Source organism: Amycolatopsis sp. TNS106, assembly GCF_019330265.1.
Classification (GTDB): Bacteria; Actinomycetota; Actinomycetes; order Mycobacteriales; family Pseudonocardiaceae; genus Amycolatopsis; species Amycolatopsis lurida.
The window spans coordinates 8,201,330-8,215,190 of the sequence record NZ_CP024972.1; the positions used below are offsets into that span (position 1 = coordinate 8,201,330).

General features: G+C 70.5%; 13 protein-coding genes. 8 read left to right on the forward strand and 5 right to left on the reverse strand.

The window, feature by feature from the left end; all coding sequences use genetic code 11:
- Window positions 1-8: 8 nt before the first annotated feature.
- Window positions 9-899, reverse strand: coding sequence for an NADP-dependent oxidoreductase (locus CVV72_RS38095; protein ID WP_219149261.1), 891 nt, complete (start codon window positions 897-899; stop codon window positions 9-11).
- 134 nt (window positions 900-1,033) lie between these two features.
- On the opposite strand from CVV72_RS38095, the gene CVV72_RS38100 reads away from it, so the two are divergent.
- Genes CVV72_RS38100 through mnmA form a run of 4 tightly spaced genes read left to right on the forward strand, consistent with a single transcriptional unit; the run spans window position 1,034 to window position 6,050 of the window.
- Complete coding sequence (locus CVV72_RS38100; RefSeq protein WP_219149263.1) at window positions 1,034-2,287, forward strand: LuxR C-terminal-related transcriptional regulator; 1,254 nt, start codon at window positions 1,034-1,036, stop codon at window positions 2,285-2,287.
- Between the two features lie 39 nt (window positions 2,288-2,326).
- Window positions 2,327-3,706, forward strand: coding sequence for an MFS transporter (locus CVV72_RS38105; RefSeq protein ID WP_219149264.1), 1,380 nt, complete (start codon window positions 2,327-2,329; stop codon window positions 3,704-3,706).
- A 50-nt stretch (window positions 3,707-3,756) separates the two neighbouring features.
- On the forward strand, window positions 3,757-4,953 hold the full coding sequence (locus CVV72_RS38110) for a cysteine desulfurase family protein (RefSeq protein WP_219149266.1): 1,197 nt from the start codon (window positions 3,757-3,759) through the stop codon (window positions 4,951-4,953).
- A gap of 5 nt (window positions 4,954-4,958) precedes the next feature.
- Complete coding sequence (gene mnmA / locus CVV72_RS38115) at window positions 4,959-6,050, forward strand: tRNA 2-thiouridine(34) synthase MnmA (protein WP_219149268.1); 1,092 nt, start codon at window positions 4,959-4,961, stop codon at window positions 6,048-6,050.
- 169 nt (window positions 6,051-6,219) lie between these two features.
- Here the strand turns inward: mnmA and CVV72_RS38120 are convergent, their stop codons facing one another.
- The 3 genes from CVV72_RS38120 to CVV72_RS38130 form a co-directional block, all read right to left on the reverse strand.
- The gene (locus CVV72_RS38120; protein WP_219149270.1) at window positions 6,220-6,663 is read right to left on the reverse strand and encodes a GNAT family N-acetyltransferase; all 444 of its coding nucleotides are present in this window, start codon (window positions 6,661-6,663) and stop codon (window positions 6,220-6,222) included.
- Window positions 6,660-7,697 carry an MBL fold metallo-hydrolase gene (locus CVV72_RS38125; RefSeq protein WP_219149272.1) on the reverse strand — a complete coding sequence of 346 codons (1,038 nt, stop codon included), beginning with the start codon at window positions 7,695-7,697 and terminating at the stop codon, window positions 6,660-6,662. The genes CVV72_RS38120 and CVV72_RS38125 overlap by 4 nt, the downstream gene beginning before the upstream one ends.
- A gap of 98 nt (window positions 7,698-7,795) precedes the next feature.
- Complete coding sequence (locus tag CVV72_RS38130; protein ID WP_219149273.1) at window positions 7,796-8,602, reverse strand: phospholipid scramblase-related protein; 807 nt, start codon at window positions 8,600-8,602, stop codon at window positions 7,796-7,798.
- Between the two features lie 120 nt (window positions 8,603-8,722).
- Between CVV72_RS38130 and CVV72_RS38135 the strand changes: the two genes are divergently transcribed.
- From CVV72_RS38135 to CVV72_RS38150, 4 genes are read left to right on the forward strand one after another with little or no spacing between them, the layout of a single operon-like run.
- Complete coding sequence (locus CVV72_RS38135; protein ID WP_219149274.1) at window positions 8,723-9,760, forward strand: methionine synthase; 1,038 nt, start codon at window positions 8,723-8,725, stop codon at window positions 9,758-9,760.
- 22 nt (window positions 9,761-9,782) lie between these two features.
- Window positions 9,783-10,487 (forward strand): hypothetical protein, encoded by a 705-nt coding sequence (locus CVV72_RS38140; protein ID WP_219149276.1) that lies wholly within the window; start codon window positions 9,783-9,785, stop codon window positions 10,485-10,487.
- Window positions 10,488-10,497: 10 nt separating this feature from the next.
- A complete protein-coding gene (ligA, locus tag CVV72_RS38145; RefSeq protein WP_219149277.1) occupies window positions 10,498-12,630 on the forward strand; it encodes an NAD-dependent DNA ligase LigA in 2,133 nt (710 codons plus the stop codon).
- Window positions 12,623-13,120, forward strand: a complete 498-nt coding sequence (locus tag CVV72_RS38150; protein ID WP_219149279.1) for a GNAT family N-acetyltransferase — start codon at window positions 12,623-12,625, stop codon at window positions 13,118-13,120. Before ligA ends, CVV72_RS38150 begins: the two co-directional genes overlap by 8 nt.
- 75 nt (window positions 13,121-13,195) lie before the next feature.
- Here CVV72_RS38150 and CVV72_RS38155 read toward each other — a convergent pair whose 3' ends face one another.
- Window positions 13,196-13,849, reverse strand: a complete 654-nt coding sequence (locus tag CVV72_RS38155; protein ID WP_219149281.1) for an ACT domain-containing protein — start codon at window positions 13,847-13,849, stop codon at window positions 13,196-13,198.
- Window positions 13,850-13,861 lie beyond the last annotated feature (12 nt).

The window sequence follows — 13,861 nt, forward strand, 5'->3', positions numbered from 1 at the left end:
ACAGGAGTTCACTCGACGACGAGCGTGATCTTCCCGCCCGCGTGACCGGTCGCGCTTTCCCGGTGCGCCTCGGCGGCGTCGCCGAGCGCGTAGCCGGAGCCCAGCTTCAGCTTCAACCCACGCGCGACCAGATCTTCGAGCACCGCCGCGCTTTCCTCCCCGCCTGCCGAGAACTTCAGCCCCTGCGCGTACGCCGCCGGGTCCGCGATCGTGACCAGCCGGTCGGGGGATCCGAGCAGTTCGACGGACTCTCCCAGGACACCGAAGCCCGCCGCGTCGAACACCGCGTCGACGCCGTCCGGCGCGACCGACCGGACCCGCGAAACCCAGCCGTCTCCGTACTGGACCGGCACCGCGCCGAGTGCCTTCACCTCGTCGAGCGACGAAGCCCCGGCAAGCCCGATCACCGTGATGCCCAGCGCGACGGCGGCCTGCGTCGCGATCCGGCCGACCTGGCCGCTCGCACCGTGGAGCACCAGCGTCTCGCCCGGCTTGACCTCGAGTTCGCCCAGCACCCGCAACGCCGTCTCACCGGCGATGGGCAGCGAGGCCGCCTCGGACCACGAAAGCCCGGCGGGTTTGCGGATGACCTTGCTCGCCAGCGCGTACTCCGCGTACGCGCCGGTGTCGGACCAGCCGAAGACCTCGTCGCCGACGGCGAAATCGTCGCCCTCGCCCACCGCGTCCACGACGCCCGCCAGTTCCAGGCCGAGGATGTGCGGGAAGTCGACCGGACGGACCTCCGCCATGGCACCGGACCGGATCTTCCAGTCGATCGGGTTGACGCCCGCGGCCTTGACCGCGACCCGCACCTGGCCCGGGCCGGGTTCCGGCAGCGGGACCTCGGCGGACCGCAGGACGTCCGGCTCGCCGTACTGGGTGATGGTGATCGCTCGCATGTTCACTCCTGTTCGGATTTCTTCGCTGCGATCAGTCAACCGGCGCCGGGACCCCGCCCGAACCAGCCGGACGAGCAGTGTTCACTAGCCGGGAGAGCAGCGTCCCCGCGCGCGGACGCGCTTACTGTGGACGCATGGACCCGCTGCACGTGCTGAGCCAGGTCGAGTACATGCTCGCCGCTCCGCGCCCCGAACTCCTGCCGCGCTTTTCCGCGACGGCCGCGGCCGTGCTGCCGCACCGCGCCGCCGCCATGGAGACCGGTGACTGCTCCCGCCTGCCCATCAAGGTCCACGGTGATCCGGAGATCACCGGCGCGGTCACGAGCGCCGAACTTCAGCGGCTCGGCGCGCTCGGCGTACCGGGCCGGGCGGTGGTGGCCGAAGAAACACTCGGCGGGAAGCGCCGGAAACTCGTCGTACTGACTTCGGCCCCGGTGATCGGCAAGGGCGCGATGATCGCGCTCGTCCCCGCCGAGGACGAGCCGTCGGACGGCGCGCTCGAGTTCGTCGCCAAGCTGTGGGACATCGTCAGCGTGAACGCCGCCCAGCGCGCCACCGATCCCGAGCCTGCCGTCCTGGAGAGCAATATCGCGGCGGCGACCGCGCGGGCGCGGGCGATCACCGATCTGGGGCAGACCCACGCGACCACGCTGACGTCGTTGCTCTCGGTGCTGCGGTCCCGCAAGCTCGGTGACGCCGCCGCCCGGCAGACCGCGACCGACGTCGCCGCGGCCGCGCTGGTCGAGTTGCGCTCGATCGCGGACCGCGATCAGGAACTCTCGGCGGAGCCCGCGTCGGAGGCGTTCGGCACCCTTGTCACGCAGCTGGCTCCCTTGGTGCGCCACAACGACGTGACCGTCGACCTCGCCGGGCCGGACGATGAACGGCCGCTCCCGCAGGACATCGCGCACACCGCGCGCACGGTCTCCCGCGGTCTCGTGCTCGCCGCGCTGGAGCGGGGCGCCGGCCGGGTCAGGGCGTCCTGGCGGATCGACGGGCAGCATCTCCGGGTCACCGTGCGCGACGACGGCCCGGACGTCGCCCGCGCCGTGCCCGCCACCGGTCTCACCGAGCGGATCACCCCGCTCGGCGGCCGCTGGGAGGTCGACGCCGTACCCGGCTGGGGCGCCACGATCAGCGCGCTCCTGCCGCTCGGCGTCCAGGAAACGCCGGAACTGCGCCCGCTCGACCGGCTGAACCCGCGCGAACTCGAAGTCCTCGCCGGGATCGCGCGCGGGAAGCGCAACCGGCAGATCGCCGAAGAGCTGGCGCTGACCGAGCACACGGTGAAGTTCCACGTGCGGAAGATCTTGGGAAAGCTGGAAGTCACGTCCCGCGGCGAGGCCGCCGTGCTGGCGCGTGAGCTGCGCCTGGAGTCCGTGTCGTGAGCTTGACCTCCAGCGGGCTGGAGGTTGCAGGCTCGACGTATGACGATCACTGGGGACGAGACCGAACCGAAGGGTGTGCTCTGGACACCTGAGCACCGCGTGACCACCATCGGGCTGCTGCTCATGGTCACGCTCATCGCGTTCGAGAGCATGGGCGTCGCCACCGCGATGCCGACGATGGTGGCCGACCTCGACGGCCTCGCGCTGTACGCCTGGCCGTTCACCACGTTCCTGGTCGCCAGCGTGGTCGCGACCGTCCTTTCCGGACGCCTCGGCGACCGCAAGGGCCCGGCGCCCGCGCTGCTCGCCGGTACCGCGCTGTTCGCCGCCGGGCTGCTGGTCGCCGGGCTCGCGCACGACATGCCGCTGCTCCTGCTCGGCAGGGGTTTGCAGGGTTTCGGTGCGGGTCTTCTGCTGGTCTCGGTGTCGCTGCTGATCGCGCTCACGTTCAGCGACCGCGAACGTCCGGTGATCTACGCGGCCAACGCCGCCGCGTGGGTGCTGCCCGCGGTGATCGGGCCTTCGATCGCGGGCGTGGTGACCGTGAGCGTCGGCTGGCGCTGGGTGTTCCTCGGGCTGATTCCGCTCACCGGGATCGGGCTCGCGCTGCTGGTCGTCGTCACGCGCAAGCTGCCGGCCCACGTGCCCGGCGAGTCCTCCGTCCGCGCCGGGGTCGTGCCCGCGGTGGTCGCCGCCCTCGGCGTCGCCGCGCTCACCTGGGCGGCGCAGCACCCGTCTCTCGCGGCGCTGGCCTACGGCGGCGCCGGCCTGGTCGCCCTCGGGTACGCGCTCCGCAAACTCCTGCCCGCCGGGACGCTGACGTCGCGGCCGGGGTTGCCGACAGTGATCGCCTCGCGTGCGCTGATCGCGGGCGCGTACGCCGGGATGGAGGCCTATCTGCCGCTCACGATGACCGAGGTCCACGGCTACAGCCCCGCGCTGGCCGGGCTGCCGCTGACGGTGACCGCGCTGGGCTGGTCGGCGGGGTCGATGTTGCAGGGCCGCATGCTGGACTGGTCGCGTGAAGCGTCGCTGCGGACCGGGTTCGCGCTGGTCGCGGCCGGGTTGGCGATCTTCGTCTTCGTCCCGCTGCCCTCGTTCCCCGGCTGGATGGCGTTCGTGGCATCGGCCGTCGGCGGCTCCGGGATGGGGATCGCGATGCCCGCGATCTCGGTACTGCTGCTCCGCTACTCGCCCGAGGCCGAACGCGGGTTCAACACCTCGGCACTGCAGCTCGGCGACTGGGTCGGATCGGCTCTGACCATCGGTTTGGGCGGCGTTCTGCTCGCTTCGCTGGCGTCGGCGAAGGAGCCTTCGGTGGCGATCGTGGTGCTCTCGGTGGTGCTGACCGGCATCGCCTTGCTCGGGGTGCGGCTGACCGGCCGGTGGCCGTCGGGTATGAGCGCCGCCACCCCCTGACCAAGGGTGGGCTTGGTCACGCCCCGGAACGGGCTACCCTGAAAGACGCGATGACCTATCTCGACCACGCGGCGACCACCCCGATGTTGCCCGAAGCCGTAGCGGCGATGTCCGAGGCGCTGTCCACAGTGGGCAACGCCTCCGCGCTGCATTCCTCGGGGCGCCGGGCACGCCGCCGGGTCGAAGAAGCCCGCGAGGTGATCGCCGAGGCGCTGGGCGCCCGGCCGTCCGAGGTGATCTTCACCGCCGGTGGCACGGAGAGCGACAACCTCGCGGTCAAGGGCATCTTCTGGGCCCGCACCGGCGAGGACCCGAAGCGGACCAGGGTGCTGTGCAGCACCGTCGAGCATCACGCCGTCCTCGAGTCCGTCGAGTGGCTGGAGCAGCACGCGGGCGCCGAGATCGTCTGGGTCGAGGTCGACCAGGCGGGCCGGGTCACCCCCGAGTCGCTGCGCACCGCCATCGGAGACAGCCCCGAGACGGTCGCGCTGGTCACCGTGATGTGGGCGAACAACGAGGTCGGCACGGTCAACCCGATCGCCGCGCTCGCCGCCGTCTGCGCCGAACACGAGATCCCGCTGCACACCGACGCCGTCCAGGCCGTCGGCGCGGTGCCCGTCGGCTTCGCCGAGAGCGGCGCCGCGGCGCTGACCCTCACCGCGCACAAGTTAGGCGGACCGTACGGTGTCGGCGCGCTGCTGCTCGGCCGCGACACCGCGTGCGTGCCGGTCCTGCACGGCGGCGGCCAGGAGCGTGCCGTGCGTTCGGGCACGCTCGACGTCCCCGCGGTGATCGCGTTCGCGACGGCGGTCAAGGCCGCGGTCGAAGGCCGCGAGGAGTACGCCAAACGCGTCGCCGAGCTGCGGGACGACCTGATCGAGGCCGTCCGGCGCGAGGTGCCGGACGTGGTGCTCAACGGCGGCGAGGGCGAGCGCCTGCCGACGCACGCCCACTTCACCTTCCCCGGTTGCGCGGGTGACAGCCTGTTGATGCTCCTGGACGCCAAGGGCATCGAATGTTCCACCGGTTCGGCGTGCACGGCGGGTGTCGCGCAGCCGAGCCACGTGCTGCTGGCCATGGGCGCCGAACCCGCGGCCGCCCGCGGGTCGCTGCGGTTCTCGTTCGGGCATACCTCGGCACCGGAAGACGTTGAAGCGGTTTCGAGGGAGATCGCGGGCGTCGTCGACAGGGCGAGGCAGGCGGGGCTCGCCGGAATGCGCAAGCAGACGCAGAAGCAAGAGGTGTGAGGAAGATGCGCGTACTGGCCGCGATGAGCGGGGGAGTGGACTCGGCGGTGGCCGCCGCGCGCGCCGTGGACGCCGGGCACGAGGTCGTCGGCGTGCACCTGGCGCTGTCGGCGAAGCCCGGCACGCTGCGCACCGGCTCCCGTGGCTGCTGCACGATCGAGGATTCCGGTGACGCGCGCCGCGCCGCGGACATCCTCGGCATCCCCTTCTACATCTGGGACTTCGCCGAGCGGTTCACCGAAGAGGTCATCGAGACCTTCGTCGGCGAGTACGCCGCGGGCCGGACGCCGAACCCGTGCGTCACCTGCAACGAGAAGATCAAGTTCGAGGCGCTGCTGGACAAGGCGATGGCGCTGGGCTTCGACGCGGTCGCCACCGGGCACTACGCCCGTCTGGCCCTTGTGGACGGTGTGCCGGAGCTGCGGCGCAGCGTCGACACCGGCAAGGACCAGTCCTACGTGCTGGCCTCGCTGACGCCGGAGCAGCTGCGGCATTCGCTGTTCCCGCTCGGCGACTCGTGGAAGACCGACGTGCGTGCCGAGGCCGCGAGCCGCGGCCTGTCGGTGGCGAAGAAGCCGGACAGCCACGACATCTGCTTCATCCCGGACGGGGACACGAAGAGCTTCCTGGAGAAGCGGCTCGGCCAGCGTCCCGGGCAGCTCGTCGACGCCGAGACCGGCGCCGTGCTCGGTGAGCACACCGGCGTGCACGGTTTCACCGTCGGCCAGCGCAAGGGCCTCGGCATCGAGGCGCCGGCGCCGGACGGACGGCCGCGCTACGTGCTCTCGCTGGAGCCGGTTTCGGGCACCGTGAAGGTCGGTTCCGCGCGCGACCTCGGCGTGAACGTGATCGAGGCCGACCGTCCGATCTGGCCGAGCGAGCGGCCGCTGGACGGCCCGACCGAGTGCGTCGTGCAGGTGCGCGCGCACGGCGGGATCGTCGAGGCCGTCGCGGAGGTTTCGGGTGACTCGGTGACCATCCAGCTCCGCGAGCCGCTGCGCGGCGTCGCGCCAGGGCAGGTCGTCGTGCTGTACCGCACCGATGCGGCCGAAGGCGACCTGGTGCTCGGCAGCGCGAAGATCTCCGGGACTCGCTAGAACCCCGCATTTAGAGGACTAAATGCGGTGAGGGGTCTCGAAGGCGTGTCGCGAAAGCCACTTTCGCGACGTCTGATGTCCCGAAAGTGGCTTTCGCGACACGGTCGATGGCTGCCCAACGCCGCGACCACCCGCCCTGCCGCATTCGGAGGACTAAACGCGGCACAGGTCAGAACTTCAGCTTGAAGCCGGTGTGCGTGGCCTCGAAACCGAGGCGCTCGTAGAACCGGTGCGCGTCTTCGCGTTTCACGTCCGACGTCAGCTGGACGAGCGCGCAGCCCCGCCGCCGTGATTCGTCGATGGCCCACCTCATCAGCCGAGCCCCGAGACCGGAGCCGCGATGGCTCGCCCGCACCCGGACGGCCTCGATCTGCCCGCGCAGCGCGCCTTTCCTCGCCAGGCCGGGAATGATCGACAACTGGAGCGTGCCGACGGCCTCCCCGGCGTCGTCGGCGACGATCAGCAGGTGCGCCGGATCGGCGTCGATCTGTTCGAAGGCCTCGAGGTACGGCTTGAGGTCGTCGGCGGAATCACGGGTGCTGCCGATCTGGTCGTCGGCGAGCATCCCGACGATCGCCGCGACGTCTTCCCGGCGGGCTTCACGGATGATCATGAGGCGTAGTGTCGCACCCCGTCGGTCTCGGTCGCGGTGAGTTTCCCTTGGGCCACCAGCAGATCCAGATGCGAGCCGGTCTCGAGGACGGCGAGCATCTGGTTGAACGGGTCCATGTCGGGAAGCTTGCGCCGCCTCCGCGTCCAGCCCAGCCGCAGCGCGACCTCGTACGCGGTCGTGACGTCCGGGGTGATCTCGGCGCCCATGACTTCGAGCCGGTCCCGGTGGTGCTCCAGCAGTTCGTCGACGCGGGCGTGGACGCTGCCGGTGACCGGACCGTGCGCGGGGAGCATCCGCCGGTCCGGCATCTCGCGGACCAGGCGCAGGGAGTCGAGGTAGTCGTGCAGGGGCAGTTCGGTCGGCACCGGCTGGAAGCCGATGGACGGCGTGATGTGCGGCAGCACGTGGTCGCCGGAGAACACCAGCCCGGCCTCGTCGTCGACGAAGACGACGTGCCCGTCCGTGTGGCCGGGTGTATGCACGATGTCGAACTCGCGGCCGGGCACGATCTCGCGTCTGCCGGGGACGAGCCATTCGTCGGGCTGTTCCCACAGATGCGCCTCGGTGTGCCGGACACCGCCGAAGGCCTTGGCGAGTTCCTCGACGACCGGCCCCGCGCCGCACCGTTCGAGCAGGCTGACCTGCGCCTCCATCGGGAAGCGGTCCGGGTCGCCGGAGCGGACCAGCGACGGCTCCTCCCGCTTCCCGAGCCCGAGCCTGCCGCCGAACTCGCGGCGCAGCTCCACGGCGAGCGTGTAGTGATCGCGATGCACGTGGGTGATCAGGAATTCGTCGATGTCACCGAGGTCGGCGCCGAGCGCCTTCAACCCGCGCGAAAGCCGCTCGCGCGCCGATTCGAGCGCCCAGCCCGAGTCCACGAGGACCAGGCGGGTTCCGTCGGTGACGACGTAGATGTTGACCGCGCGCAACGCGTCGTGCGGCAAGGGGAGCGGGATCCGGTGGACGCCGGGCGTGACCGTGTAGACGCCTGGCTCGGCCCAGTCCCGCTCGCCGTCTTCGGGCAACGGCTCCATGGTGACCTCCGTCCCGGACGCACTCCAGTGTGCCGCCCCAGTCCCCCACTTTGTGCCGCCGGAAGCCGAGTGTCCACTTCAGGAGTGTGAGACCCCGATCACTTGTCGTCCTGTTTCAGCGCGGTGTCGATGGTCAGTGCCGACGCGACCACCATCGACGCCAGCGGGTCCCGCAGCGGCCGGTGGATCTCGACGACGTAGTTGTCGGCGGTGGTGAACGCGGCCTTCACGAAACCGCCCCAGGTCTTCGTGATCCGCGCGATCTCGACGTCCGCCTCGTCCTTGATCGCGAAGTTCCACGCCCGCCAGTTCTCCGCGAAGATCCCGCCGACCTTCCGCCCGTCGACCACGAATCCCAGCCGGATCTTGCCGAAGACGTTCTCCTGCACGATCTCGCCGATCGGGGAGTCGTCGGCCTTCGTCACCAGGAAGCGCGATTTGAACACCTTCGCCGGCCGCGTCACCTTGAGCACGGTGCTGTGGTTCGCGTCGCGGATCTCGAAGCGGTGGGTCAGGAACTGGTCGTAGTTCGTGAGCAGCCGGATGGCCTTCTTCACCGTGCTCTGCCCGACCTGGACGACGCCGCCGAGGCGGTTGCCGTGCTGGTCGAACACCCCGAACTCGTTGGACATCTCGATGAGTTTCGCGCGCTGGTTGACCACGAGCACGGGCTCGGAGAACAGCGTCCCGCCGCCGACGACACCGCCGCCGCGGCCTTGGGTGCCCCTCGCCGCCTGCGCCCGGATCTTGCCCGGATCGTGCGCGCCTTCGATGTCCAGCTCGATCATCTCGGCGTCGTGCGACGGCCGCGTGTTCGCGGTCCAGGCCTGCCCGTCCCACCACCGGTACAGCCGGGGGTTCTGCCGGTCGGGATACCAGCCGGCGGGCTGTGGGGAACTCGTCATGGCAGGTCAGCGTAATGCGCCGGGCGCGGAATCGGGCTCGTCGACGGCAATTGCGTCGAATGTCCGTGTCCTCCCCCGCCCCGCCGCCCCGCCAGGTCGGACCAAGGGGAGAATCCGGGTGTGAACGAACGACCTTGGCCCCTCGGCGCGGCCACCGCGATCGGTTCCCTGCCCGGTACCGATCCGGTCGAGGCCGCTTCGATCGTGTTCGGTGAACTGCCCGAATTCCCCTGTATGCCCGAACTTCCCGCCCGCGGTGTCGGCGCCGACATGATCGGCCGGACGGCGGCGCTGCTGGTCGACCTCGCGGTCGAGGTGGTGCCGAGCGGTTACCGGGTCGCCGCCCGTCCCGGGCACGACCACCGCCGCGCCGTCGACCTGATGAACTGGGACCTCGACGCCGTCCAGGAGGCGCGGGAAAAGGCGGGCGCCGCGCCGCCCGCCTTCAAGATCCAGGTCGCCGGGCCGTGGACGCTCGCCGCGAACGTCGAGCTCCCGCGCGGGCACCGGATCCTCACCGACAAGGGCGCGCTGCGTGATTTCGCCGCGTCGCTGCTCGACGGGCTGGCCGAGCACGTCGCGGAACTGAAATCGCGCATCGGCGCGCCGGTGGTGATCCAGTTCGACGAACCGTCGCTGCCCGAGGTCCTCGCCGGCGATCTCCCGACGGCGTCCGGCTACGGCACCGTTCCCGCCGTGCCCGCGGCGGAGGCGCGCGAACTGCTGTCGACGGTGATCTCCGGGGCGGAGCGGATCACCGGTCAGCCGGTCGCGGTGCACTGTTGCGCCGAAAAGCCGCCGATCTCGCTGCTGCGCGCGGCGGGGGCGCAAGCGATCGCCTTCGATTTCACCCTGCTGAAAGGCGCTTCGCCCGCGCAGCTCGACGAGATCGGCGAGACGCTGGACTCCGGCACGACGCTGATGCTCGGACTCGTCCCCACGACCGACCCTGGCGTCCCGGTGGAGCTGCGCGACGTGGTCACGCCCGTGTTCAAACTCGTCGACCGGCTGGGCTTCCGCCGCGAGATCCTCGCCGAACGGGTCGTGCCGACCCCGGCGTGCGGTCTGGCCGGTGCCACCCCCGACTGGATGCGCCGCGCGCTCACGCTCAGCCGGGAGGCGGGCAAGGCTTTCACCGAACCGCCTGAAGGCTGGTGAGCGGCGCGGTAGCGTGCCCGTCATGCGTTTGTTCCGCCGTTCCCGTAAGACCGAGGACGTTCCCGACCCCCGCACCGCCTGGCCGGAGCAGCCGGTCCCCGAGGACGCGGCCGCCGCGGCGGAGAAGTTCTGGGAGGCATGGTTCGCGCTCCTGCCCGAGGTCAGCGCCGCGCTCGGCGATCGTGAACCGCATCGGGTGGAACACGACCTCTGCACCATCGTCGAGGCACTGCACCCCCGGCTGCACTTTTCCCTCGATCGTGGGCACCGGGCGATCTACTCGCTGGTGCTGACCGGCCAGGAGGATCCGGAACTGCGCCCGTACACCGACGCGTGGAAGGCCGCGGCGCCGCCGGAGGACGCCATCTGGGAGTACCACGACTCGGTGCCGCCGGTGCCCGATCCGAGTGAGGTCACCGTCAATCTCGGCGAGACCCGGATCGCGCTCGCCGACGTGCGGGTGACCGCGAAGGTGGACGAATCGGCCGGTCGGGTGGACGTGACCGTGTTCCATCCGCTGATCGACGAGCTCGCGCCGGAGACCCGGACGACCATGACCTTCCTGCCGCTGGACGCCACGCTGGGTGAGCGGGTCGCGGCCGAACGGCTGGGCAAGGTCGAGCTGGTGACCGAGGCCCAGGACGGGCAGCTGACCCTGCTGGAACTGCGCGAGGTGGTCGGCGGACTCGGTTCACCGGAGCCCGGAAATGTCGGTACCCCCGACTAGAGTCACCCCCGTGAGCAGCGAACTTCCCGAGAATCCCGAGCCCGCGCAGGACGTCACGGACGTACCGGCCGACGTCCGTGAAAGGCATGGCGAACTGGCGGAGGAGATCCGCGGTCACCAGTTCCGGTACTACGTGCTGGATTCACCGATCGTGTCCGACGGCCAGTTCGACGAGCTGCTCAACGAACTCCAGGCCATCGAAGACGAGCACCCCGGGCTGGTGACGCCGGAGTCGCCGACGCAGAACGTCGGCGGCACGTTCTCCACCGAGTTCGTCGCGTACGACCACCTGGAGCGCATGCTCAGCCTGGACAACGTCTTCGACACCGGCGAGTTCGAGGCCTGGGTCGAGCGGGTCCAGAAGGAGATCGGCGCGACGAAGTACCTCGCCGAGCTGAAGATCGACGGGCTCGCGATCAACCTGCTGTACGAGAACGGCCGGCTGACCCGGGCGCTGACCAGGGGCGACGGCCGCACCGGCGAGGACGTCACGCTCAACGTCCGCACGCTGGAGCAGGTGCCCGAGCGGCTGACGGGGACGGACGAGTTCCCGGTGCCCGCGCTGGTCGAGGTCCGCGGCGAGGTGTACTTCCGCGTCGAGGACTTCCTGGCGCTGAACGCCAAGATGGTCGAGGCGGGCAAGGATCCGTACGCGAACCCGCGCAACACCGCGGCCGGATCGCTGCGGCAGAAGGATCCCAAGATCACGAAGTCCCGCAACCTGCGGCTGATCTGCCACGGTCTCGGCAAACGCGAGGGCTTCGAACCGAAGCGCCAGTCCGAGGCGTACGACGCCCTGGCCGCGTGGGGCCTGCCGGTCTCGCCGCACAGCAAGGGGCTCGGTTCGGGCAAGGAACTGCTGGACCACATCGAATACTGGGGCGAGCACCGCCACGACGCCGAGCACGAGATCGACGGCGTCGTCATCAAGGTCGACGAGGTCGCGCTGCAGCGCCGTCTCGGCACGACCTCGCGGGCTCCGCGCTGGGCGATCGCCTACAAGTACCCGCCGGAAGAGGCGATCACCACCCTGCTGGACATCCAGGTCAACGTCGGGCGCACCGGGCGGGTCACCCCGTTCGCGGTGATGGAACCGGTGAAGGTGGCCGGGTCCACGGTGGCGATGGCGACGCTGCACAACCAGGAAGAGGTCAAACGCAAGGGCGTGCTGATCGGGGACAAGGTCGTCATCCGCAAGGCGGGCGACGTCATCCCCGAGGTGCTCGGCCCGGTCGCCGACGCGCGTACCGGTGAGGAGCGCGAGTTCGTGATGCCGTTGCGCTGCCCCAACTGTGACACCGAACTGGCGTATCAGAAGGAGGGCGACATCGACATCCGTTGCCCGAATTCGCGGTCCTGCCCGGCGCAGTTGCGTGAGCGGCTGTTCCATCTCGGCGGGCGGGGCGCGTTCGACATCGAGGTGCTCGGTTACGAGGCCGCGGTCGCGATCCTGGACGCCGGTGTCGTGCACGACGAGGGCGACATCTTCGACCTGGACGAGGAAAAACTGCTCCAGGTGGAGCTGTTCCGCACCAAGGCGGGTGAGCTGTCGGCCAACGGGCGCAAGCTGCTGGACAACCTGGAAACGGTGAAAGACCGTCCACTGTGGAAGGTCATCGTCGGCCTGTCGATCCGGCACGTCGGCCCGACGGCGGCGCAGGCGCTCGCGCGGGAATTCGGCTCGCTGGAACGGATCGAGAACGCGTCGGAGGAAGAGCTCTCCAGTGTCGACGGCGTCGGCCCGACCATCGCGCGCGCGGCGAAGGAATGGTTCGAGGTCGACTGGCACCGCGAGATCGTCGAGAAGTGGCGCGCGGCGGGTGTGCGGATGGAGGAGGAGCGCGACGAGTCCATCCCGCGCAACCTCGAAGGCCTGTCGATCGTCGTCACCGGTTCGCTGAACGACTACTCCCGCGACGAGGCCAAGGAATTCATCATGGCCCGCGGCGGGAAGGCGGCCGGTTCGGTGTCGAAGAAGACCGCGTTCGTCGTCGTCGGCGACGCTCCTGGCACGAAGTACGACAAGGCCGTCCAGCTGAAAGTGCCGGTACTCGACGAGAACGGGTTCCGCGTGCTGCTGGAGAGCGGCCCCGAGGCCGCGGCCGAGCTCGCGCTGCCGACCGAGGAGGGCGCCGGTGAGTGACCTGGAGATCCGGCCCGCCCGGCCCGGCGAGCTGACCGAGGTCGGGGAGCTCACGCTGGCCGCGTACTCCGCGGAGCGGACCCTTGTCGACGGTGCCGGCTACGCCACCGAACTGCTCGACGCCGCCCGGCGGGCGGAGCTGGCCGAGCTCCTGGTCGCGGTGGACGGGGACGGCGCACTGGCCGGCACGGTCACCATCGCCCTGCCGGGGACCGAGTTCGCCGAGCTGTCCCGCGAGGGCGAACTGGAGTTCCGCATGCTCGCCGTGCGGCCCTCGGCGGCCGGACGCGGCATCGGCGAGGCGCTGACCAGAGCGGTCATCGCGCGGGCACGGGAACTCGGCGTGGCGAGGGTGGTGCTGTGCAGCCTGGTCACGATGGAGCGGGCGCACCGGCTCTACGAGCGGCTCGGCTTCGTGCGGCTGCCCGAGCGGGACTGGGAGCCGCATCCCGGGGTGACCCTGATCGCCTACGGCCTGGAACTCACCTGACCCCCCCGCATTTAGTCCTCTGGATGCGGTAGTTCGTAACGCCGACTACCGCATCCAGAGGACGAAACGCGGAAGTCAGCTGTCCAGTACGACGGCGACGATGCCCGCGAAATGCGCCAGCCGCGCCACCTCGGCGGCCCGGAAGTTCGGCCCGCCCGGCCGGGCGACCAGCAGCGCCTTCCCAGGTTTCCCCAGCGGCGTCGCCGCGAGTTCGGTCCCCAGTTCCTTCCACGTCTCCGGCACCCAGGCCTCCTCGGCGTCGAGGATGGTGGCGCGTTCCAGCGGCAGCCACGGCAGGTCGGTGATCGGCGTCTCGGGTGCGGCGTTGGACGACGCGAGCCGGATCGCGCCGGTCTCGGCGTGTTCGACGACGACCGCCCAGCCCGCCCGGATGATCCGCGGTACCCCTTCGGCGAGGATCTCCAGCCCCGCGGCGGGCTTCGCGGCGATCTCCTCGACCAGTTCGAGTTCGCGGTGGGTGTCCAGGACCCCGGCGTACGGGCGGACGGCGTCGACCTCGACGCCGTCGACGCTTTCGGCGGCGGTGATGAGCGCGTCCGGCAGCCTGCCGGACGGGATTTCGACGACGAGGTCGTCGACGGCGATACCGCCGCCGCGTTCGACCACGTCCACGCTCAGGATGTCGGCGCCGACGGTGCCGAGCGCGGTGGCGACCGCGCCGAGGGTCCCCGGGGTGTCCGGTAATTGGACCCGGATCAGGAACGACACACGCGCCCCTCT

Excerpts from the sequence above, each read along its gene's own strand:
- CVV72_RS38095 (WP_219149261.1), bottom strand. The coding sequence starts at position 899 with ATGCGAGCGATCACCATCACCCAGTACGGCGAGCCGGACGTCCTGCGG.
- CVV72_RS38100 (WP_219149263.1), top strand. The coding sequence starts at position 1,034 with ATGGACCCGCTGCACGTGCTGAGCCAGGTCGAGTACATGCTCGCCGCT.
- CVV72_RS38105 (WP_219149264.1), top strand. The coding sequence starts at position 2,327 with ATGACGATCACTGGGGACGAGACCGAACCGAAGGGTGTGCTCTGGACA.
- CVV72_RS38110 (WP_219149266.1), top strand. The coding sequence starts at position 3,757 with ATGACCTATCTCGACCACGCGGCGACCACCCCGATGTTGCCCGAAGCC.
- mnmA (WP_219149268.1), top strand. The coding sequence starts at position 4,959 with ATGCGCGTACTGGCCGCGATGAGCGGGGGAGTGGACTCGGCGGTGGCC.
- CVV72_RS38120 (WP_219149270.1), bottom strand. The coding sequence starts at position 6,663 with ATGATCATCCGTGAAGCCCGCCGGGAAGACGTCGCGGCGATCGTCGGG.
- CVV72_RS38125 (WP_219149272.1), bottom strand. The coding sequence starts at position 7,697 with ATGGAGCCGTTGCCCGAAGACGGCGAGCGGGACTGGGCCGAGCCAGGC.
- CVV72_RS38130 (WP_219149273.1), bottom strand. The coding sequence starts at position 8,602 with ATGACGAGTTCCCCACAGCCCGCCGGCTGGTATCCCGACCGGCAGAAC.
- CVV72_RS38140 (WP_219149276.1), top strand. The coding sequence starts at position 9,783 with ATGCGTTTGTTCCGCCGTTCCCGTAAGACCGAGGACGTTCCCGACCCC.